This window comes from Micromonospora sp. WMMB235 (assembly GCF_001855515.1).
GTDB lineage: Bacteria > Actinomycetota > Actinomycetes > Mycobacteriales > Micromonosporaceae > Micromonospora > Micromonospora aurantiaca.
Genome location: NZ_MDRX01000001.1, coordinates 6,448,780 through 6,467,684, shown reverse-complemented (window position 1 = coordinate 6,467,684; position 18,905 = coordinate 6,448,780). Strand labels below are relative to the sequence as shown.

General features: G+C 74.4%; 22 protein-coding genes. 9 read left to right on the top strand and 13 right to left on the bottom strand.

Going from position 1 to position 18,905, the window contains the following annotated elements; genetic code table 11:
- The first annotated feature begins 49 nt into the window (after positions 1 to 49).
- On the top strand, positions 50 to 751 hold the full coding sequence (locus BFV98_RS28940; RefSeq protein WP_071098430.1) for a TetR/AcrR family transcriptional regulator: 702 nt from the start codon (positions 50 to 52) through the stop codon (positions 749 to 751).
- 13 nt (positions 752 to 764) lie between these two features.
- Here BFV98_RS28940 and BFV98_RS28935 read toward each other — a convergent pair whose 3' ends face one another.
- Positions 765 to 1,169 carry an SRPBCC family protein gene (locus tag BFV98_RS28935; protein ID WP_071098428.1) on the bottom strand — a complete coding sequence of 135 codons (405 nt, stop codon included), beginning with the start codon at positions 1,167 to 1,169 and terminating at the stop codon, positions 765 to 767.
- An 81-nt stretch (positions 1,170 to 1,250) separates the two neighbouring features.
- Here BFV98_RS28935 and BFV98_RS28930 point away from each other — a divergent pair, with 81 nt between their 5' ends.
- Together BFV98_RS28930 and BFV98_RS28925 are read left to right on the top strand one after the other, a co-directional pair.
- Complete coding sequence (locus BFV98_RS28930; protein WP_030274227.1) at positions 1,251 to 1,727, top strand: YfbM family protein; 477 nt, start codon at positions 1,251 to 1,253, stop codon at positions 1,725 to 1,727.
- Positions 1,728 to 1,838: 111 nt separating this feature from the next.
- Positions 1,839 to 2,618 carry a hypothetical protein gene (locus BFV98_RS28925; RefSeq protein WP_030274225.1) on the top strand — a complete coding sequence of 260 codons (780 nt, stop codon included), beginning with the start codon at positions 1,839 to 1,841 and terminating at the stop codon, positions 2,616 to 2,618.
- 10 nt (positions 2,619 to 2,628) lie between these two features.
- On the opposite strand, the gene BFV98_RS28920 is transcribed toward BFV98_RS28925, so the two are convergent.
- Positions 2,629 to 3,360, bottom strand: coding sequence for an SDR family NAD(P)-dependent oxidoreductase (locus BFV98_RS28920; protein ID WP_030274223.1), 732 nt, complete (start codon positions 3,358 to 3,360; stop codon positions 2,629 to 2,631).
- Positions 3,361 to 3,455: 95 nt separating this feature from the next.
- Here BFV98_RS28920 and BFV98_RS28915 point away from each other — a divergent pair, with 95 nt between their 5' ends.
- Positions 3,456 to 4,304 carry a LysR family transcriptional regulator gene (locus BFV98_RS28915; RefSeq protein WP_071098426.1) on the top strand — a complete coding sequence of 283 codons (849 nt, stop codon included), beginning with the start codon at positions 3,456 to 3,458 and terminating at the stop codon, positions 4,302 to 4,304.
- Between the two features lie 9 nt (positions 4,305 to 4,313).
- Here BFV98_RS28915 and BFV98_RS28910 read toward each other — a convergent pair whose 3' ends face one another.
- The 8 genes from BFV98_RS28910 to BFV98_RS28875 all read right to left on the bottom strand — a co-directional run bounded on the left by BFV98_RS28910 (position 4,314) and on the right by BFV98_RS28875 (position 12,622).
- Positions 4,314 to 4,793, bottom strand: a complete 480-nt coding sequence (locus BFV98_RS28910; protein WP_030274220.1) for a GNAT family N-acetyltransferase — start codon at positions 4,791 to 4,793, stop codon at positions 4,314 to 4,316.
- A 29-nt stretch (positions 4,794 to 4,822) separates the two neighbouring features.
- Positions 4,823 to 5,431: an ATP/GTP-binding protein gene (locus tag BFV98_RS28905; protein WP_013287415.1), complete on the bottom strand. Its 609-nt coding sequence runs from the start codon at positions 5,429 to 5,431 to the stop codon at positions 4,823 to 4,825.
- Positions 5,412 to 5,801, bottom strand: coding sequence for a DUF742 domain-containing protein (locus tag BFV98_RS28900; protein WP_013287416.1), 390 nt, complete (start codon positions 5,799 to 5,801; stop codon positions 5,412 to 5,414). Before BFV98_RS28900 ends, BFV98_RS28905 begins: the two co-directional genes overlap by 20 nt.
- Entirely contained in the window at positions 5,798 to 6,223 is a 426-nt protein-coding gene (locus tag BFV98_RS28895) for a roadblock/LC7 domain-containing protein (RefSeq protein WP_013287417.1), read from the bottom strand. The genes BFV98_RS28900 and BFV98_RS28895 overlap by 4 nt, the downstream gene beginning before the upstream one ends.
- 66 nt (positions 6,224 to 6,289) lie before the next feature.
- Positions 6,290 to 8,776, bottom strand: a complete 2,487-nt coding sequence (locus tag BFV98_RS28890) for a nitrate- and nitrite sensing domain-containing protein (RefSeq protein ID WP_071098425.1) — start codon at positions 8,774 to 8,776, stop codon at positions 6,290 to 6,292.
- Between the two features lie 80 nt (positions 8,777 to 8,856).
- Complete coding sequence (locus tag BFV98_RS28885; protein ID WP_071098420.1) at positions 8,857 to 10,416, bottom strand: prenyltransferase/squalene oxidase repeat-containing protein; 1,560 nt, start codon at positions 10,414 to 10,416, stop codon at positions 8,857 to 8,859.
- Positions 10,413 to 11,288 carry a terpene synthase family protein gene (locus tag BFV98_RS28880; protein ID WP_071098418.1) on the bottom strand — a complete coding sequence of 292 codons (876 nt, stop codon included), beginning with the start codon at positions 11,286 to 11,288 and terminating at the stop codon, positions 10,413 to 10,415. The genes BFV98_RS28885 and BFV98_RS28880 overlap by 4 nt, the downstream gene beginning before the upstream one ends.
- Complete coding sequence (locus tag BFV98_RS28875; protein ID WP_030274215.1) at positions 11,285 to 12,622, bottom strand: cytochrome P450; 1,338 nt, start codon at positions 12,620 to 12,622, stop codon at positions 11,285 to 11,287. The genes BFV98_RS28880 and BFV98_RS28875 overlap by 4 nt, the downstream gene beginning before the upstream one ends.
- 311 nt (positions 12,623 to 12,933) lie before the next feature.
- On the opposite strand from BFV98_RS28875, the gene BFV98_RS28870 reads away from it, so the two are divergent.
- The gene (locus tag BFV98_RS28870) at positions 12,934 to 13,182 is read left to right on the top strand and encodes a DUF2630 family protein (protein WP_013287422.1); all 249 of its coding nucleotides are present in this window, start codon (positions 12,934 to 12,936) and stop codon (positions 13,180 to 13,182) included.
- Positions 13,183 to 13,233: 51 nt separating this feature from the next.
- On the opposite strand, the gene BFV98_RS28865 is transcribed toward BFV98_RS28870, so the two are convergent.
- The 3 genes from BFV98_RS28865 to BFV98_RS28855 all read right to left on the bottom strand — a co-directional run bounded on the left by BFV98_RS28865 (position 13,234) and on the right by BFV98_RS28855 (position 15,925).
- Positions 13,234 to 14,163, bottom strand: coding sequence for a serine protein kinase RIO (locus tag BFV98_RS28865; protein WP_013287423.1), 930 nt, complete (start codon positions 14,161 to 14,163; stop codon positions 13,234 to 13,236).
- Between the two features lie 212 nt (positions 14,164 to 14,375).
- The gene (locus BFV98_RS28860; protein WP_013287424.1) at positions 14,376 to 15,020 is read right to left on the bottom strand and encodes an HAD family hydrolase; all 645 of its coding nucleotides are present in this window, start codon (positions 15,018 to 15,020) and stop codon (positions 14,376 to 14,378) included.
- 59 nt (positions 15,021 to 15,079) lie between these two features.
- A complete protein-coding gene (locus tag BFV98_RS28855; RefSeq protein ID WP_013287425.1) occupies positions 15,080 to 15,925 on the bottom strand; it encodes a carbon-nitrogen hydrolase family protein in 846 nt (281 codons plus the stop codon).
- A gap of 104 nt (positions 15,926 to 16,029) precedes the next feature.
- Here BFV98_RS28855 and BFV98_RS28850 point away from each other — a divergent pair, with 104 nt between their 5' ends.
- From BFV98_RS28850 to BFV98_RS28835, 4 genes are all read left to right on the top strand, one after another.
- Entirely contained in the window at positions 16,030 to 16,602 is a 573-nt protein-coding gene (locus BFV98_RS28850; RefSeq protein WP_013287426.1) for a TetR/AcrR family transcriptional regulator, read from the top strand.
- Positions 16,603 to 16,706: 104 nt separating this feature from the next.
- Positions 16,707 to 17,624, top strand: a complete 918-nt coding sequence (locus BFV98_RS28845; protein WP_071098416.1) for a TIGR04222 domain-containing membrane protein — start codon at positions 16,707 to 16,709, stop codon at positions 17,622 to 17,624.
- Positions 17,621 to 18,439, top strand: a complete 819-nt coding sequence (locus BFV98_RS28840; protein WP_071099036.1) for a DUF692 domain-containing protein — start codon at positions 17,621 to 17,623, stop codon at positions 18,437 to 18,439. Before BFV98_RS28845 ends, BFV98_RS28840 begins: the two co-directional genes overlap by 4 nt.
- Positions 18,436 to 18,882 carry a hypothetical protein gene (locus tag BFV98_RS28835; RefSeq protein WP_071098414.1) on the top strand — a complete coding sequence of 149 codons (447 nt, stop codon included), beginning with the start codon at positions 18,436 to 18,438 and terminating at the stop codon, positions 18,880 to 18,882. The genes BFV98_RS28840 and BFV98_RS28835 overlap by 4 nt, the downstream gene beginning before the upstream one ends.
- Positions 18,883 to 18,905: the final 23 nt, after the last annotated feature.

The following is an 18,905-nucleotide window of genomic DNA, read 5'->3' as shown; positions in this document are numbered from 1 at the left end:
ATGAGCTTACCGTTGTTAAGCTGCCTGTCCAGTGAACTAGAGTGGCTCCATGACCGCGACAGATCCCGGTGCGCCGACGACACCGGTGTGGCTGCGGGCAGGGCCGCCGCGGGCGCGGCGCAAGCCGCCACTGACCCTCGAACGCATCGTGGAACTCGCGGTGACGGTGCTGGACGAGCACGGCGTCGAGGGCCTGACGATGCGCCTGCTCGCCCAGCGGCTCGACGTGACCGCCACCGCCCTGTACTGGCACGTGAAGACGAAGGACGACGTCCTCGACCTGGCCGTCGACCGTGTCTTCGGCGACGTGCCGGTTCCGGATGCCGGCGACGACTGGATGGAGGACATCCGCGTCCTGGTCCGGGCCTGGCGCGGCGTCATGCTGCGCCATCCCTGGGCACCGAAGCTGGTCGGACGTCCGATGCTCGGGCCCAACGTCCTGGCCCGTACCGAATTCCTGCAGTCGGCGCTCGTGCGGGGCGGCTGTCACGGACTTCGGCTCGCGGTGGCCACGCGACTGCTCGCCAACTACGTCATCGGCGCCTCGCTCACGGAAGCCACGTGGCACCGGAGCGCGGACCCGGACGCGAGAGCCGCAGCCCGCGACCACATCGCCGCGAACGCCGACGCCTATCCGACCCTCGACGCCTCCGGCCATCTCGACGACACCCGATGGGACGACGACCTGCTGTTCGACGAGGGCCTCGACGGCATCCTCCGGACGGCGGCACGGACGGGCACGCCGGAATGACCACGGGCGCCGGTCAGCCGGTGGCGCTCTCCAGTACGGCCTTGAGCCGGGCCAGGTCCGCCTCCACGAGCGCGGTGTCCCGGTCGAAGTCCGCGTCGCTCATGCCGGGCATCCGCCGCAGGCTGAACACCACCTCGGTGGCGTCGCCGTCGGCGATGGCGCGCAACGGCACGTACACCGTCTCGCCCGACGGCGTCAGCACCTCGTGGTCGAGCACGCCGTACTCGTTGGCAGGGGCGAACGTGAGCCGCGCCCGCCCTTCGGGTGTGTCCACGAACCAGTGGCCGTCGACGGGCACGACCGAACCGCCGAGGCCCGGCGCCCAGCGGGCCAGGTTCGCCGGGTCGGCGGCGAAGGCGTAGACCTCCGCCACCGGACGATCGATGTGGACGCTGAGGTGCCGGGTGTCAGTGGCCATACGCCGATGATCACACGGCTGTCGGACGCCTGCGTTACGCTGCCGCCGATTTCCACAGACACCCCCCGGGGAGACGACCACATGGGCATGGTGTTCGCCGCACGCCGGCTGTCCGGCGCGGAACTGGCGACGGTACTGGCCGATCCGGACACGGTCGGCACGCTGTTCCAGGGCGGTCCGGACGAACTCGACCTCGACAAGGCGTGGCACGGGCTGCACTACCTGCTGACCGGCACCACGTACGAGATCCGGGGCGACGCCGGGCCGGCGATCGTCGGCGGCGACCCGATCGGGCCGGATCTCGGCATGGGCCCGGCCCGGCTGCTCATGCCGGATGCGGTCCGCACCGTGGCCGCCGGGCTCGACGCGGTGGACGACGCGACGCTGCGGGCCCGCTTCGACCCGGAGGCCATGTCGGAGGCCGAGATCTACCCGCACATCTGGGACGACGGCGACGACGAGTTCGACGGCTACCTGCTGCCCTACTTCACCGCGCTGCGCGACTTCTACCGCGACGCGGCGGCGAGCGGCGACGCCGTGCTGCTCGCCGTCACCTGAGCCGCCGCGAATCGGCGCGCGGGCACCCGAGCGGTCGCGAGCCGGTGCGCGGGCACCTGAGCCGCCGAAACCGGCGCGCGGCGCCGGGGCGGGCGCCGGTAGCGTGCCGGCGTGGGACTCGACGCGTTCGTGTACTGCCGGTGCTGGCAGGACGGCCTCGCCACGCCGTGCCCGATCGGGCCGGTCGGCTACGACGAGGACGGGTGGCTCGCGCTGGTGCAGGCCGGCGAGTACGACGGGGCCGCCGACAACGCCTTCTACGCGTGGATGACCGGGGACGCCTGCCCGCACCGGCACATGGAGCTGGTCAGCGAGCGCGTGTCCAACTGGGCCGGCGTACGCCTGTTCCAGCAGGCGTTGCGCGCGGCCGGCGAGCACCGTTTCCCGACGCTCGCCGCCGCGCTGCCGGACGCCAACGGCGGCTCGCTGCCCGCCGACCGGGCAGCGGTCGCGCTCGCCGAGCTGGACGTGATCGCAGGCACCGACCGGATCACCGACGAGGTCGAGCTGATCGACGAGGCGACCGGCGCGGTCGTGATGCAGTACGTCGAGGCCTACCGCGGGTTGTTCATGTTCGGCCCGGGCTTTCAGGCGGGCGTCGACCCGGACGGCTTCTTCGTCCTCGACCGCGCCGACCCGCCGGTGACGCTGTTCCGGGCCGTCCGGTTCGGCCAGCGGCCGCTGCCCGGCGACCGGGTGGAGTTCACCGCCGGCGGGACGCGGACGACAGTGGCGATGCGGCCGGTGGGCGAGCACGGCGAGCCGCCGCCCGAACGGCTCGCGGTGCGGACCCGAAGCCGGCCGGGCGAGGACTTCGCCTACATCGTGGAGCCGCTGCGCCGGCTGTGCGCGGCGTCGGTGGCCACCGGCAACCCGGTCATGTGGTGCTGACGGGCGGCGCTCACCACGGGATCGTGCCCGCGTCCTCGACGTAGCCGCCGGTCGGCCCGTCGTCGGGCAGCGTCGCCAGCTTGATCGCGACCGCCGCGCCCTGCTGTGGGGTCCGCACGCCCCGGAAGCCGTTCAGGTCGGTCGCGGTGAAGCCGGGGCAGCCGGCGTTGACCAGGATGTTCGTCCCGGCGAGCGCACGTGCGTACTGGATCGTCACCGCGTTGAGCATGCTCTTGGACGGCGCGTACGCGACCGACAGCGGACCGGTCTGGTCCTCGCCTGTGGAGGCGCTCTGCCGGGTCAGCGAGCCGACGCCGCTGGACATGTTGACGATCCGGGGCGAGGCCGAGCGGCGCAGCAACGGCAGCATCGCCTCGGTCACCCGGACCACCCCGATCACGTTCACCTCGACGGCGGCCCTGATGGTCGCGACGTCCACGTCACCGGGGTGCTGGGGCACGCCACCTGTCACGCCGGCGTTGTTGACGAGCACGTCCAGGCCACCGGCCTCCGTCTCCAGCAGCCGGGCGGCGGCGGTCACGCTCGCGTCGTCGGTCACGTCCAGCGGTACGGCGAACGCGTCCACGCCGCCCGCGCGCAGCTTCGCCACCGCCTCGGCGAGCCGCTGCCCGTCCCGGGCGCCGACGCCCACCCGCCAGCCGAGCGCGCCCAGGCCGGCCGCGATCTCGTACCCGATTCCCTTGTTCGCGCCGGTCACCAGCGCGATCGTCCGTTCACTCATGGTGTCGATCCTGTCCGCGCGGCGGGCGGGCCTCCAACACCACCTCGGTAGCGGGCGATACCCGACGGGTATCGATCCGGCGGTACGGTGGCGGGATGGAGACGCGAGAGCTTCGCTACTTCGTCGCGGTCGCCGAGGAACTGCACTTCGGCCGCGCCGCGCGCCGCCTCGGCATCGCCCAGCCGCCGCTGTCGCGGGCGATCCGCCAGCTCGAACGGCGCCTCGGCGTGACGCTGCTGGAACGGGACAGTCGCCGCGTCGCGCTCACCGGGGCCGGGTCGGTGCTGCTCCGCGAGGGCCGCGCGGCCCTGGACGCCGTGGACGCCGCGGACCGCCGTACCCGCCGCGCCGGTGAGGCCGCGAACGGCGGCGCCGGGCTCGTGCTGGCGACGAAGGCGGGGGCGTCGAGCGAGCTGCTGCCGAAACTGCTCGACGCGTACGCCGCCGAGCCGGACGCGGTCCGGGTGGAGGTGCTGCTGTCCGGCATCGGTGAGCAGGAACGGCTGCTGCGCGACGGTCGGGCCGACGTGGCGCTGCTGCACCTGCCGTTCGACTCGACGACCGGACTGGACACCGAGGAACTGGTGACGGAACAGCAGGTGGTGGTCCTGCCGGCGGGGCATCCGCTGGCCGGGCGGGCGCAGCTGCGGATGGCCGACGTCGAGACGCTGCCCCGCCTGCCGCTGCCGCGCTGGCCGCTGCGCGACGGCACCTACCCGGACGGGCCGGGCCCCGAGGTGCGGGACCACTCCCAGTTGCTCCAGCTGGTCGCGCTCGGGCGTACCGCGGTGCTGCTGCCGGAGTCGTGCCGGTCGCTGCTGTGGCCGGACATGGCCGCCGTGCCGGTGCCGGACGCGCCGACGGTGACCACCGTGATCGCCTGGCCGCCGCACAGCAGGTCCCGGGCCCTGGCCGGGCTGGTCCGCACCGCCACCCGCCTGTGAGGACCGGCGTTAGGACAGATCCTTGCGCATCTGCTGGGTGACCACCCGGTAGCCGGACGTCTCGTACAGCTTGCGGGCCGTCTCGTTTGCGCCGAAGACGTTCAGCTCCAGCGCCTGCGCGCCGTGCTCCCGGGCCGCCCGCTCCCCGGCCGCGAGCAGCGCCCGCCCGAGGCCCCGGCCCCGGTGCCCGGCGGCCACCTCGATGTCGTAGAGGAACGCGCAGTCGGCGAGACCGCGCGGGTGGGTCAGGCCGATCCACAGCCGGCCGACCGGTGAGCCGTCTGCCAGCTCGCCGACCAGGAACAGCATGCCGGGCGTGGCCATGCCCTGCGGCAGAAAGCCGGCGGTGGCCTCCCGGGCCCGGCCGAGCGCCTCCTCGGGCGTCCAGTTACCGGCCGTGACGTGCTCCCGCGCGTACCCGGCGGCCAGCTCGTCCTGCCATCTGTCGAACTCGTCCGGGTTCATCGCCCGGACCGTCACCTCGGTCATCGCCACTCCCCCGTCGATGTTGTGACCGCTCAGTCCTCGGCGGCGCGGCGGCGCGCCTCCCGCAGCTTCATGGCGTGCTCCAGCAGCGTGATCAGCACCTCCTTGGCCGACTCCCGCTTGCGCGCGTCGCACAGCACCACCGGCACACCCGGGTCCAGGTCGAGCGCGGCCTGCACCTCGTCCAGACGGAACGTCTTGGCGCCCTCGAAGCAGTTCACCGCCACCACGAACGGCGTACCGCGCCCCTCGAAGTAGTCGATCGACGGGAAGCAGTCGGCCAGCCGGCGGGTGTCGGCGAGCACCACCGCGCCGAGCGCGCCGAGCGCCAGCTCGTCCCAGACGAACCAGAACCGGTCCTGCCCGGGCGTGCCGAACAGGTAGAGCACCAGGTCGTCGCTGATGGTGATGCGGCCGAAGTCCATCGCCACAGTGGTGGTCGACTTCTCCTCGATGCCGGACAGGTCGTCGATGCCGATCCCGGTCTCGGTCAGCACCTCCTCGGTCCGCAGCGGGCGGGTCTCACTGACCGCGCCGACCATTGTGGTCTTGCCGACGCCGAACCCGCCCGCGATCAGGATCTTGATCGCGGTGGGCAGCGGCGCGGCGCCCGCCGGCCGCTCAGAGCGCCCGTAGTCCATTGATAACCGCCTCGAAAACGTGCTCGTCGGGAAGGCCGGCGGTGGTCGCGCGCGGCTCGCGTACCTGTACCAGGCTGCGGGCGGCCAGGTCTCCGAGGAGGACCCGGACCGTGCCCACCGGCAGGTCGAGATGGGCGGCGATCTCGGCCACGGAGAGGATCCGCTGGCAGAGGCCGACGATCGCCACGTGCTCCGGGCCCAGCCCGGACTCCGACCCGACATCGGTGCGGGTCGAGGTGACCAGCGAGATCAGGTCGAACGTGCCGGTGACCGGGCGGGCCCGGCCTCCGGTCACCGCGTACGGGCGCACCACCGGGCCGGCGTGGTCGTCCACCCACTCCTGCTCCGCGGAGTCCCCCCGGCCGGTCATCGTGCCGCGTTCTCGCCGAGGGGCTGTTCCCGGGTCGGTGACGCGACGAACCGGCCGACCCGGGTGACGAGCATGGCCATCTCGTACGCGATCAGGCCGACGTCCGCGTCCTCCGAGGCCAGCACCGCCAGGCAGGCGTTGCGCCCGGCCGCGGTGACGAACAGGAAGGAGGACTGCATCTCGATGATGGTCTGCTGTACGTGCCCGCCACCGAACCGCTTGCCCGCGCCGCGGGCCAGGCTCTGGATGCCCGCCGCCATCGCGGCCAGGTGCTCGCCGTCGTCCCGGCTCAATCCGCGGGACGAGGCCATCAACAGTCCGTCGGTGGAGAGCGCCACGGCGTGCTCCGCCTGCTTGACCCGGCCGACCAGGTCATCCAGCAGCCACGTCAGATCCGCGCTCGAAGCCGTCTTCTGCGCCACTCGTCGTCCTCATCTTCCCGGCTGGTGTGCCGTCAGCTTCCGGTTTCCGTCGCGTCGACGTCCCGGTCAGGTAACCTGCTCGTCCGCGTCGGCCGGCCCACCGCCGGCCCCCTGCGCTCCGCCGAGCAGGCGCGCGGCATCGGTACGGCCGCGTCGGGTGCCGCTCTGGTAGGAGCTCATCATCCGGCGCACCTGCTCCGGTGCACGCGCCGTGTCGTCGTCGGCGGCGTCGTCGTCCGCCCCGGTCTGGTCGTGCCGCAGCTCCGGCACGAGGCTGGCCTGGCGAACCCGGACCGGCAGTCCCGCGTCGGTGACCGGCGCCGTCTCCGCCTCGGTCTCCGGCTCCGCCGCCGGCGACGCCTCTGCCGCGTCGGTCGTGGCGGCGGGCCGACGCTCCACCACCGCGAGCTCCGTGGTGGGCCCCGCCACCGCGGGCTGCCGCTTACGGGTACGGGCGGGCAGCCCGGAGGGGGTCAGCCGAGGTGCCTGGGTCACCGGCTCCGGCGCCTGCGGGGCGGGCTCGGCCGGCTGGTCCGGTTCGGCGCCGCCGTCCGGGCCGGACGGGATCGCCGGCCCGTCGCCGTCGCCGGCCGGCGTGCTCCGCGCCGGGTCCGGCGCGGGCGCCGCGGGCAGGGCCGTCCCGGGTGCGGGAAGGGCGTCGGCCTCGTCGGCGCCGTCGGCGGTGATCAGTTCACGCGGGATCAGCACCACTGCGGTGGTGCCGCCGTACGCGGACTCCTTGAGCTGCACCTTGACGCCGTGCCGCTCGGTGAGCCGGCTGACCACGAACAGGCCGAGCCGGGCGGCGTCGGCGAGGTTCAGCTCGGACCGGTCGACGATGCGCGCGTTGGCGGCGGCCAGCTCGTCGGCGCTCATGCCGAGGCCGCGGTCCTCGATCTCGATGGCGAAGCCGTTGACCACGAGCTGACCGCGGACCTCCACAGTGGTCTGCGGCGGCGAGAAGGAGAGCCCGTTCTCGATCAGCTCGGCCAGCAGGTGGATCACGTCACCGACGGCGCGGCCGGTGAGCGACACCTCGCCGAGCGGGAACACGGTGACCCGGGTGTAGTCCTCGACCTCGGCGACCGCGCCGCGGACCACGTCGACCATGGGGACGTTGCGCCGCCAGGCCCGGCCCGGCGTCGAGCCGGAGAGCACGATCAGGTTCTCCGCGTTGCGCCGCATCCGGGTGGCCAGGTGGTCGACCCGGAACAGGTCCTCCAGCTCCTCGGCGTCGTGTTCCCGGCGTTCCATCGCGTCCAGCAGCGTCAGCTGCCGGTGCACGAGCGCCTGGGTGCGCCGGGCCAGGCTGAGGAACACGTCGCGGACACTGCGGCGCAGTTCGGCCTGCTCGACGGCGGTCCGGACGGCGGTCTCCTGCACGACGTTGAACGCCTTGCCCACCTGGCCGATCTCGTCGTCGCCGAACTGCAGGGGTGGCGCCTCGCGGGCGACGTCCACCTCCTCGCCGCGGCCCAGTCGCTCCACGACGCTCGGCAGCCGTTCGTGCGCCAGCTTGAAGGCGGCCTCGCGGAGCCGTTCGAGCTGGCGGACGAGCGCCCGCGCCGTGGTGATCGACACGACCACGGAGGCGATGACGGCGATCAGGCCGAGACCGGCGGCGAGCACCAGCCGCACGATGACGCCCACCGCGACCGGCGTGGCCCGGGAGACGATGTCCTCACCGCCAGCGAGGATCACCTCGCGCAGGTCGGCCATCGCCTTCTCGGCGGCGGCCTGCCAGGCCGCGGCGGTCACCGGCGGGCGCACCTCGGCGCCCTTGGCCGCGAGCACCTGGTCCTGGAGCGTGCGGAGCTGCTGGAACGCGTCGCCCTCGACCATCCGCTCGAAGCGGGCACGGTCGCCGGGGGCGAGTTCGCGGGCGGTGCGGTCGGCGAGGAACCACTGCGCGCCGACCAGGCGGGCGAACGCGGTCTGCTCGCCGACGGTGATCCGGTTGGCCGCGATCGCGCCGGTGAGCAGCGCGTCCTGTTGGGACAGCAGCTCCCGGGACCGGTTGAGGTCGATGAGCGCGGCGGTGTCCTCGGCGATCTCGTCGTCGTCGAGGCCGCCGAGGGCGTCGAAGACCGCGAAGATCCCGTCGACCGCGTCGTCGTACGCGATGAGCGTGGTGGTCCGGTCGATGGTCTTGCGGCTGACGTCGGCGCGTACCTGGCCGAGCTGGTCCAGCTCGGCCTTCAGCTCGTCGAGCCGCTGCATCAGCTCCTCGCTGGCCGGGATCTCGGTGCGCCAGTCCCGCACCGAGCGCCACAGCGCGCCGGCGGTCTCGTCGGTACGCGCGCGCTGGGCCTCCAGCTCCTGCAACCGGCTCGGGTCGGACTCGCCGAGGTAGCGCAGCGACAGCCGCCGCTCGGCCTGCAGCTCCAGAAGCAGCGGGTCGCTCGGTTCGAAGACGCGCGCGTTGAGCGTCTGCACGCCGAGCAGGTTGAATCCGTCCCGTACGGTCACCCATGCGGCGAACGCCCAGAGCGCGGTCAGCGACGCCAGCAGCGCGATGATCTTCGTACGGAGATTCGTACTGCGGGAACCCATCACACCGTCCTGGCCCGGTCTTCGGTCGGTCCGAAATCCGATCGACTCCGGCGCACGCTAGCAGCCGTCGGGAACCTCATTCAAGCGATCCTGATCATGGTAGGTGCGGCCCCGTGCCGGGCCGCCCCGGCACGGCCGGAGGCCGCCAGCACCGCGGCGCGCACGATCCGCGTCGGGCGGTAGAGGTCCTTGTCGTGCCATAGTGCCGGTTCACCGTCGCATCCGTCCAGCTCGGACAGTCGACGGCGCCCCCGCGCCAGCGCCGACGTGATCCGGGAGTCGCCGGACCGGCCCGCGTCGGCCAGGGCGAGCACCGCGTACGCGGTCTCCTCGGCGGTGCCGTCCCACCGTCCCCAGGAGCCGTCCGGGCGCTGCGTGTCCAGCAGCCAGGCCACCCCCCGCTCGACCGCGGTACGCGCCGCGCCGTCCGGCGCGTGGTCGGCGAGCGCCAGCAGCACCGCGTAGGTGGCGTAGTACGGCGAGGCGTGCCAGCGGTCCTCCCACCGCCCGTCCGGCTCCTGCCGGCCCAGCAGCCACTCGGTGACCCGGCGCCGGGCGCCGGTGACGCCGGGCGCGCTCGGTTGCTCGCCGAGCGCGTCGAGCACGTGCGCGTTCGTGGTCAGCGACGCCCCGTCCTCCCCCGGCCAGGTGCAGAAGTGCCGTCCGGTGTCGAACCCGGCCAGCGGCGCGACGCCGGGCGCGCGGCCCAGCCGGGCCAGCGCGTAGAGCGTGACCGCCGTGGTGTCGGCGTCGGCGGGCAGGCCGGGCGCGGTGGCCGCACCGGCCGGTCCGACAGCGGCGCGCAGCTCGGTCAGCACCGGGTCGGGCGCGCCGACCGGCACGCCGGCCCGGACCAGGATGCCGAGCACCCAGGCCCGTTCGAAGACGGTGATCGGGCTCGCGCAGGGCACCGGACCGGGCCGGGCGACAGCGTTCAGGTAGTCCAGTGCCGGCCCGGGCTCCGGACCGCCCAGCCAGGCGGCGGTCGCGGCGGGTGAGGCGCCGACCGCGCCGCTGGCCGAGGGACGCACCCCGGGCGCGCGGTACGCCAGCTCGCCCGCCACCTCCAGCGCGTGCGCCAGCTTCTCCGGTACCGGCCTCCCGGTGGCGAGCAGTCCGCGTACCCGGGTCAGCCGGGCCGCGTCGAGACCCGCCGGCAGCGGCAGACGGGGCCGGCCGGCCCACTCGGCCAGCCCGGGTGGCGGACCGGCCGGCCCGTCGAGATGCCGGTCCACAGCGGTCAGCAGCGCCGGCACGATCAGGTCGGTGGCCGGCAGGTCCGGCGGGGCGCCGGCGCGCAGCGCGCCGGTCAGGTACGCCAGCCCTCGGTGCGCGGCGGCGGCGGGCGCGGCGGCCGGGCCGTCGCGGTGCAGCACGGTCAGCAGCGCCTCGACCGCGCTCAGCGTCGGCACCAGCGCGTACCCGCCGGCACCGCCCCAGCCGCCGTCCGGACGCTGCCGGTCCAGCAGCCAGGCCACGCGCCGGTCGTGGCCATCGAGCCAGGGCGCGAGCGCGACCAGCCGTCCGGTCTCGTAGACCGACGGCGACGTCTGCCCCTCCGGTTCACCGCCGAGCGCCGTGATCAGGTCGTGCGTGGTCCCGGACCGGGTGGCGGGCACCGATCCGGCGGTGAGCGTCACCGCACGCCCCAGAAATCGGTGTTCCGGTAGAAGCCGGTGGTGAAGCCGAGCTGCCGGGACAGGAAGTCGGCCTCCCGCGGCACCTCGCCGGCCAGCTTCGCCAGCAGGACGCGGCAGTGGTCGACCTGCTCGGCGAAGCGCCGCTCGACCTCGGCCGGGTCGTCGACCAGCAGCAGCGCGTTGAGGTCGCCGGACTCGGCGTCGCGGCGGTGGGTGCCGAGGTCGTTGACCAGGCGCAGGGCCCGCTGGACCTCGTCGCCGACCTGGATCAGCCGCTCCAGCGTGCCGGCGTCGGACACCGATCCGGTGTGGATCCAGTGCGCCACGTTCACCACTGTGGCGGCGAGGTTGTCGGCGTTGGCCAGATAGTCGTCCAGGGTGGGGCGGCCGGTGCCCCGCCAGTCCCACTCGCGGGCCATCGCGTCGAGCGTGCGCGCCATCGTGTCCCGCCAGTGGCCGCGCAGCGCCGGATAGGCGGGCGCGGCGGCGACGTCGTCCCGCAACTCGGCGAGGAACCGGCCCAGCGGGTCGGCGGACTCGCCGCCGTCGAGCACGTCCAGGCAGACGCCGGTGATCCGGTCGACCTCGGCCCGGCTGGTGGCCTGGTGGTCGACCAGCCAGTCGACGGCGAAGCCCCAGAGGACCGCGCGGTTGGTCACCGCGAGTTCGGCGGCGGTGTGCCAGGGGGCGCTGAACGCCATCGCCTGCGCGATGCTGCTGAACAGCGTCGCGTCGAACGGGTCGCCGGGGAACAGCTCGGGATGCGCGGCGGCGGCCCTGCGCAGGCCGCGCTGGCCCTGCGCGGCGAGCGCGCAGACCCGGCCCTGCTCCGCGGCGACCGCAAGCGGATCGGGTGTCGGCCCGTCGGTCATGCCGGCTCCGTCCGCCCGGCGGCGACGAGCGTCAGCTCGACGCGTTCGCGCGGCCGCAGGGCCGCGGCCAGCCGCAGTCCGGGTACGCCGGGGCGGTGCAGCCGGAACCGGTAGCGGCTGAGCATGGTGGCGAGGATGAGCTGGGCCTCCAGGTAGAACAGGTACATGCCGAGGCACTGGTGCGGCCCGCCGCCGAACGGGAAGTGGGCGTACCGGTGCCGGGCCCGGACCCGCTCGGGGCGGAACCGTTCCGGGTCGAACTCGTCCGGACGGTCCCAGAACTGCCGCATCCGCTGGGTGATCAGCGGGCTGACCGCCATCGTGGCGCCGGGCTCGATCGGCACGCCGTCGATGACGTCCTCGGCGACCGCGCGGCGCGGGATGATCCACCCGATCGGGTAGAGCCGCAGCAACTCGTCGAGCACCATCCGGGTGTACGTGAGGCGGCTCAGGTGCTCGCGGCGTACCGGCTCGCCGCCGACCACCTCGTCGATCTCGGCGTAGAGCCGCTCGGCCACCTCGGGGTGCTGGTCCAGGTGCGGCCAGGCCCAGGTCAGCACGTTGATGGTGGTCTCCGTGGTGGCGGCGAACATCGCCACTGTGTCGTTGCGGACCTGCCGCTCGTCGAGCTGCCGCCCGTCGTCGGTGCGGGCCTGCCAGAGCGTCGAGATGACGTCGTCGCCCTGGTCGGCGGACTCGCGTGTCTCGCGGACGATCGGCACCAGCACGTCGTCGACGATGCGGACGGCGCGGGCGAACGTGCGGTCCCCCGGCATCGGCAGGGACAGAGGCGCGAACGGCACGATGATCCGGGGGATGACGGCGGTGGCGATCCGGTCCTGCGCCTCGATCACGCGCATCGCGTCCGGCACCGAGATCCGGTCGGCGAAGAGCACCTTCATGATCGCCCGGCTGACGATCCGCGCCTGCTCCACGCCGATGTCGACCGGCTGCCCGGCGCGGGCCGGCTCGTCCAGCTCCTCCACCGCGTCGCGGATCGCGTCGGCCATCCCGTCGACCAGCGCCTCGACCCGCTTGGCGGTGAACATCGGCTGGAGCATCCGGCGGCTGGCCGACCAGATCTGCCCCTCGCCGAGGATCCCCTCGCCGAACAGCCGCTTGACCGGGCGCCAGAACAGCCCGTCACCGGCCCGTTCGTAGTTGTCCGCCCGGTCGCGCAGGACGTGCTGCACGTGCTTGGGGTGGGTGACCAGGTAGGGACGGAACGAGCCGAGGTTGAGCCGGACCAGGTCGCCTTCGGTACGGTTACCGATGTCGATGAGGGCCCGGGCGGGGTCGCGGAGCACCGCCGGCAGGATCTGCCGCAGCGGCACGGTTCGGGGTCGGCCGGTGGGCCTCGGTGTGTCCGTTGGTTCGGGCACCTGAACGCTCCCTCGGTTGACTCAGGGTCGCGACTCCGTATCGACCCGTGACGTTGCTCGCGAGCATGCCATCCTGAGCCGCAGATCAAAAGGCAGGTCGGAGGATATTTCACGTAGCAACAATCTCTTTGTCGAGAATGGAGCCGGTGGGATATGCGTCACTCGCGTACACAGTGGCCGTTGCGGAGAGCGAGCAACGCTCACCTCCGGCGGACGGCGGCAGAACGCGGGCGCGGACCCGTCCGCTGTGCCAAGCTTCGGGCATGGACGACAAGACCATCCTCAGCCGGATCTCGGAACTCGTCGACGAGGAGCACCGGCTGCGTGCCGACGCGCAGCAGCACGAGGCCGGCACCGACGACGAGGCGCGGGAGCGGCTGCGCGCGCTGGAGGAGTCCCTGGACCAGTGCTGGGACCTGCTGCGCCGCCGCCGGGCCGCCCGCCAGGCGCACGGCGACCCGGACGCCCAGGGCGAGCGCCCGGTGCCGGAGGTCGAGCGCTACCTCCAGTGACCCGGACCGGCGGGCGTCCCGGGCGGTCTCCCGCCCGGGACGCCCGCCGGGTCAGCGGATGCCCGCCTCCCGCAGCAGCGCCTCGGTCAGCGCCATCGGGTCGGTCACCGTCGCGGGCATCCCGCGGGCGGTGAACCAGGCGGCCACCACCCGCACGTCGCGGGCCAGGAAGTCGGCCCCCTGCGGGTTGGCCACCACGTCGACCACCTGCGGCAGGTCGATCATCACCAGCCGGCCCGCGTGCACCAGCAGGTTGTACGGCGACAGGTCGCCGTGTGCGTACCCGGCCCGGGCGAGCACAGTCAGCGCCTCCACGAGCTGGTCCCACAGGTCGCGCAGCTCGTCGTCGTCGGGCCGGACCTGGGCCAGCCGCGGCGCGGCCTCCCCCGCCTCGGCGTCGCCGACGAACTCCAGCATCAGCTCGGTGCCGAGCAGCTGCACCGGGTAGGGCACGGCGATCCGCCCGGAGGCGGCCCCGATCTCCCAGAGCTGGGACAACGCGGCGAACTCGGCCGCCGCCCACTGCCCGGCGATCATCTGCCGGCCGAACGCGGTGCGGCCGGTCATCGCCCGCATCTCACGGGACCGGCGTACCCGGCGGCCCTCCAGGTAACCGGCGTCCCGGTGGAACAGCCGGTGCTGGGCGTCGCGGTACCGCTTGACCGCCAGCAGGCACGCGCGGTCGGTGCCCGGCACGGCGCGGCGGACCAGGTGGACGTCCGCCTCCTTGCCGGTCTTGAGCACCCCGAGCTCGGTGTCCCGGGCGGCCAGTTCGGTGACCAGCCACTCCGGGTGCGGCTCGGGGCCGTGGACGGCCTGGTCCCAGGAGGACCAGGCGTCCTCCGCCTCGGGCTCGGCGTCCGGGTCGGTGAGGGTCGGCGGGGTGTGCCGCCCCCGCTTCAGGAAGTCGGGTTCGTCGTCGTCGAAGCGGCTCTTGCCGCGGCCACGGCGCTGCGGCGCCGGGATGTCGTGATCGCGCACGGGTGGATCTGTCCTTCGATCGAGGCTGGTGGAGGCAGGTGGTACGACCCTGCGAAAACGGCCATGACCGACCCCCTCTCCTCGACCGGGCACACCCGGCTGCGCACTCGCGCGGCACCATGCTCGTGCCCCGCCCGCGGCGGGTCAACGGATTTTCCGCGTGGTGCGCCGCTGTGCCGCCGCGCTGCCTGCCGGCCGCGCCGCTGCCGCCGTCAGCCGGCCAGTACGGCCGCGACGGCCGCGATCAGACCGTCCTCGATCCGGGTGGGCGCGAACCTCGGGTCGGACCAGCGGCGTCCCCGGTGCAGCCAGACGCTGGGCAGGCCCACGGCGGTCGCGCCGCCGATGTCCGCCTCCGGACTGTCGCCGACCACCCACGCGCCCCGTAGCGGCATCCGGGCCCGCTGGGCGGCGAGCGCGAAGATCCTCGGGTTCGGCTTGCTGACGCCCGCCTCCTCGGAGATCACCCAGTCGGCGACGTACCGGTCCAGGCCGGTCTTGCGGATCTTGGCGTCCTGTTGACGGGACGCGCCGTTGGTGACCACCACCGGCACCCAGCCGGCGTCGGCCGCGATCCGCAGCGCGCAGGCCACCAGCGGATCGAGCCGCATGTGGGCCACCACGCCGTCGTGCAGCTCGTCGACCAGGTCGATCGAGGGGATGCGCAGCGCGTACCGGTCGCGGATCGCATCCGCCACGTCCCACCTGTTGGTCAGCCCGTCCGCGTCCACGGACACCAGCCAGTCGAGGTCGGCCCGGGGCGCGCCGATGCCGTCCAGGAAGCGTTCTCCCCAGGCGCGGAACGGCCCGTCGCGGTCCAGCAGGGTGTTGTCCAGATCGAGCAGGAGCAACGGCACCTGGGCACCCTACGGGAACGGCTGGAGCACCGACAGGGCCGAGGGCCCCGCCACGGCGATCAGGCGACGAGGACGGCGCGATCCGCCCCGGCGTCGAGCGGGCGGTCCAGCAGCATCGTGTGCGCCGCGCGGGTGGCGGCCAGCGCGTCCGGGTCGAGCGTGGCCACCAGCACGTCCTCGCCGGTGTCGGCGCCCCGGGCCAGCGGCCGGCCCTCCGGGTCGTACACCGCCGCGCCGCCGTTGAAGCGCCACGGATCGGTGCCGCCGACCGAGTTGGCGAACACCACGTACATCGTGTTGTCCAGCGCCCGGGCGGCGTAGTAGAGGTCGCGGCGGTGCGCCGAGCCGGCCAGGTAGCCACTCGGGCAGAGGTAGCCGTGTGCGCCGTCGCCGGCGGCGGCCCGCGCGTGCTCCGGGAAACAGCCGTCGTAGCAGACGCCCAGACCCAGCCGCCACGTGTCGACCTCGATCGTGGCGCCCCGGCGTCCGGCGTCGAACAGCTCCCGCTCGCCGCTCCAGAGCTGCTGCTTGTCGTACGCGGCGGTGACAGTGCCGGCCGGGTCCACGACGAGCGAGGAGATGGTGCGCCGCCGGTCGGGGTGGCGGACGGCGGCGCCGATCACCACTGCCGCGCCCGCGTCGGCGGCGGCGGAGCGCAGCGGGTCCAGCCGGGTGTCGGTCACCCGGCCGTCGGCGTCGGCAGCCACGTCCGTGGCGTCCGGATCGGCGCCGAGCGTCGGCGGGTGGTACGCCGGCAGGAACAGCTCGGGCAGCACCACGACGCGGGCGCCTTCGGCCCGGGCGACGAGGCGGGCGGCGGCACCGGCGTTGCCGGCGACGTCGCCGGGGACCGGCTGGGCCTGGACGGCGGCGACGGTGAGCGGGCGCGCGGGAGGGGCGGTCACCCGCCGATCGTAACCACCGGACGGCGGCAGATGATCAAGCGTCGGAGCATCTCAAGCCGTACGTACGGTTTGCATCGGCCGGTTCCACCTGCGACGATCCGTTCGTGCCCAGAGTAAGTCAGGACCAGCTCGACGCGCGCCGACAGGAGATCCTCGCGGCGGCGCGGGCGTGTTTCGCCCGGCACGGCTACGAGGGCGCCACCGTGCGGCGGCTGGAGGAGGCCACCGGCCTGTCCCGGGGCGCGATCTTCCACCACTTCCGGGACAAGGACTCCCTGTTCCTCGCGGTGGCCGAGGACGACGCCGCCGCGATGGTGGAGACGGTGGCCCGCAACGGCCTCGTGCAGGTCATGCGCGACCTGCTGGCCCGGGCCGTCTCGCCGGACACCACCGGCTGGCTCGGCAGCCAGCTGGAGGTCTCCCGCCGGCTGCGCACCGACCCCGCCTTCGCCAAGCGCTGGGCGGAGCGTTCCGAGGCCATCGCCGGGGCCACCCGGGAGCGCCTGCTGCGCCAGCGCGAAGCCGGCGTGCTCCGCGACGACGTGCCGATCGACGTGCTGGCCCAGTTCCTGGAGCTGGCCTACGACGGGCTGGTGCTGCACCTGGCGATGGGCCGTCCGGCCGGCGACCTGGCCCGGGTGCTCGACCTGGTCGAGGAGGCCGTCCGCCGGCACTGAACCGGCGCCGGTCTCGGTCCGGTAACTACCCCGCTCCAGGAGATCGGCTCTGGCGCGCCTGCTCCACAATGAGCCGCGACCCCTCCGCGCGACAGGAGCAGACGATGACCCCTTCCGACACCTGGGGCATCCCCGGCCCCGTCTTCCTGCGCTGGTACCTGCTGCTCGCCGTCGTCCTGGTGGTCGGCGCGATCGTCTACCGGCGGCGGATGCTGGCGGGCACGGCGGTGACCGCGTACGGCGACCTGGGTCCGCAGCAGGTCGCGTACCTCAACGGTGGTGACCAGCTCGCCGTCTGGGCCGCGCTCGGCGGGCTGCGCCACTCCGGCGCGGTCGGCGTACGACCGGACCGGCGGCTCACCACGGGCGGCCCGCTGCCGGCCGGGGCCACCCCGCTGGACCAGGCGGTCCACCACGCGGCGAGCCGGGGTCTGCGTACCCGGGAGCTGGCCGCTGACGAGTGGGTCCGGCGCGCGCTCGACGACCTGCGCGACGGCCTGGTCCGCCGGGGCCTGGCACTGGACCAGGAGCGGCGCCGGACGCTGCGGCGCGGCGCGCTGCTGGTCGGATTCCTGCTGGCGATCGGCATCGTGCGCGCGGTCTCCGGGCTGCTCAACGACCGGCCCACCGGCTGGCTGCTGCTCGGCCTGTTCCCGCTCGGCCTGGCGTTCTTGCTGCTCAACCGCGTGCCCTGGCGGACCCGGGCGGCCACCGCCGCGCTGAACGACATGCGCCGCCGGCACGCCTGGCTGCGGCCGGCCGCCGGGCCCGCGTACTCCACGTACGGCGCGACGGACGTGGCGCTGGGCGTGGCGCTGTTCGGCACCGCCACGCTCTGGACCATGGATCCGGGCTTCGCGGAGCAGGCCGAGATCCAGCGGCAGGCGATGGGCAACGCGGGTGGCGCCAGCTCCGGCACCTCGTGCGGCGGCGGGGCGACCGCCGGCGGCGGCTCCTGCGGGGGCGGCAGCTCGTGCGGCGGGGGTGGTGGCTGCGGCGGGGGCGGCGGGTGCGGCGGATGAGCGGCCCGTCCGGCGTCGGCATCGGCTGGCGCCCCGAGATCGCCGGTTTCGTCGCCGGGCTGCCGGGGCTGCGCTTCGTCGAGGTGGTCGCGGAGGCGGTCGCCCCGGCCGGGCCGCTCCCGGACGGGCTCGCCGAGCTGCGCGGACGCGGCGTCGACGTCGTACCCCACGGGGTGCGGCTGTCCCTCGGCGGCGCCGAGCCGGTCGACAGGGCGCGGGTGGCGCACCTGGCCGGGGTGGCCGCGGCCCTGGACGCGCCGCTGGTGAGCGAGCACATCGCGTTCGTGCGGGCCGGCGGCCTGGAGGCCGGTCACCTGCTGCCGCTGCCGCGCAGCCGCGAGGCCGTGGCAGCGGTGGTGGCGAACGTCCGGCGGACGCAGGCGGAGCTGCCGGTGCCGCTGGCCCTGGAACCGATCGCGGCGCTGTTCGACTGGCCGGACGACGAACTGGACGAGGCGGACTTCCTCACCGAGATCCTCGACGCCACCGACGCGCTGCTGCTGCTCGACGTCGCGAACGTGCACGCCAACGCCCGCAACCGGGGCGGCGACCCGGCCGCGCTGCTGGACCGGCTGCCGCTGGAACGCATCGCCTACGTGCACGTCGCGGGCGGCGCCGAGCACGGCGGCTTCTACCACGACACGCACACCGACCCGGTGCCCGCCGCCGTGCTGGACCTGGTCCGCGAGCTGTGCGCCCGGCGCCGGCCGCCCGCGCTGCTGCTGGAACGCGACGGGCACTACCCACCCGCCGCCGAGCTGCGCGGCGAGCTGGACGCGCTGGCCGCCGCGTCCGGCCACCCGGTGGTCACGTGAGCGGCGACCTGGCGGCCCGGCAGGCCGAGCTGGTCGCCGCGCTCGTCGCCGGTGGACCGCTGCCGCCCGGCTTCGCCCCGGCCCCGGTCGAGGCGGCCCGCCGGGCGCTGCTGCGCAAGCGGGCCGGCGACGTCGCCCGGCACTGGCCGCTGGTCGCCGCCGGCCTCGGGTCCGCCTGGCCGGCCGCGTTCACCACGTGGGCCGACGGCCGTCCCACGAACGGGTCGCTGCGCGACGGCTGGGACCTGGCCCGCGACCTGCACGATCGGGACGCGCTGCCGCCGCTGGGCGCGGAGGAGCTGGCCGTGCGCGAGGCCGCGAGCCGCTACGACGGCCGCCGCCCGCCCCGGCCACGCCGGCTGCCGGCCCTCGCCCGCGTCGGCGGCGCCGTCGCGGTCCAGGTCGCCGGCCGGGTACGCCTGGTGCGGCCCGCCCCGCGCTGACAGGCACCCGCCGGTACGGCAGG

Excerpts from the sequence above, each read along its gene's own strand:
- BFV98_RS28915 (WP_071098426.1), top strand. The coding sequence starts at position 3,456 with ATGGAGACGCGAGAGCTTCGCTACTTCGTCGCGGTCGCCGAGGAACTG.
- BFV98_RS28870 (WP_013287422.1), top strand. The coding sequence starts at position 12,934 with ATGGACGACAAGACCATCCTCAGCCGGATCTCGGAACTCGTCGACGAG.
- BFV98_RS28900 (WP_013287416.1), bottom strand. The coding sequence starts at position 5,801 with ATGACCGGCCGGGGGGACTCCGCGGAGCAGGAGTGGGTGGACGACCAC.
- BFV98_RS28920 (WP_030274223.1), bottom strand. The coding sequence starts at position 3,360 with ATGAGTGAACGGACGATCGCGCTGGTGACCGGCGCGAACAAGGGAATC.
- BFV98_RS28840 (WP_071099036.1), top strand. The coding sequence starts at position 17,621 with ATGAGCGGCCCGTCCGGCGTCGGCATCGGCTGGCGCCCCGAGATCGCC.
- BFV98_RS28880 (WP_071098418.1), bottom strand. The coding sequence starts at position 11,288 with ATGACCGACGGGCCGACACCCGATCCGCTTGCGGTCGCCGCGGAGCAG.
- BFV98_RS28940 (WP_071098430.1), top strand. The coding sequence starts at position 50 with ATGACCGCGACAGATCCCGGTGCGCCGACGACACCGGTGTGGCTGCGG.
- BFV98_RS28930 (WP_030274227.1), top strand. The coding sequence starts at position 1,251 with ATGGGCATGGTGTTCGCCGCACGCCGGCTGTCCGGCGCGGAACTGGCG.
- BFV98_RS28910 (WP_030274220.1), bottom strand. The coding sequence starts at position 4,793 with ATGACCGAGGTGACGGTCCGGGCGATGAACCCGGACGAGTTCGACAGA.
- BFV98_RS28845 (WP_071098416.1), top strand. The coding sequence starts at position 16,707 with ATGACCCCTTCCGACACCTGGGGCATCCCCGGCCCCGTCTTCCTGCGC.
- BFV98_RS28905 (WP_013287415.1), bottom strand. The coding sequence starts at position 5,431 with ATGGACTACGGGCGCTCTGAGCGGCCGGCGGGCGCCGCGCCGCTGCCC.
- BFV98_RS28890 (WP_071098425.1), bottom strand. The coding sequence starts at position 8,776 with ATGGGTTCCCGCAGTACGAATCTCCGTACGAAGATCATCGCGCTGCTG.
- BFV98_RS28935 (WP_071098428.1), bottom strand. The coding sequence starts at position 1,169 with ATGGCCACTGACACCCGGCACCTCAGCGTCCACATCGATCGTCCGGTG.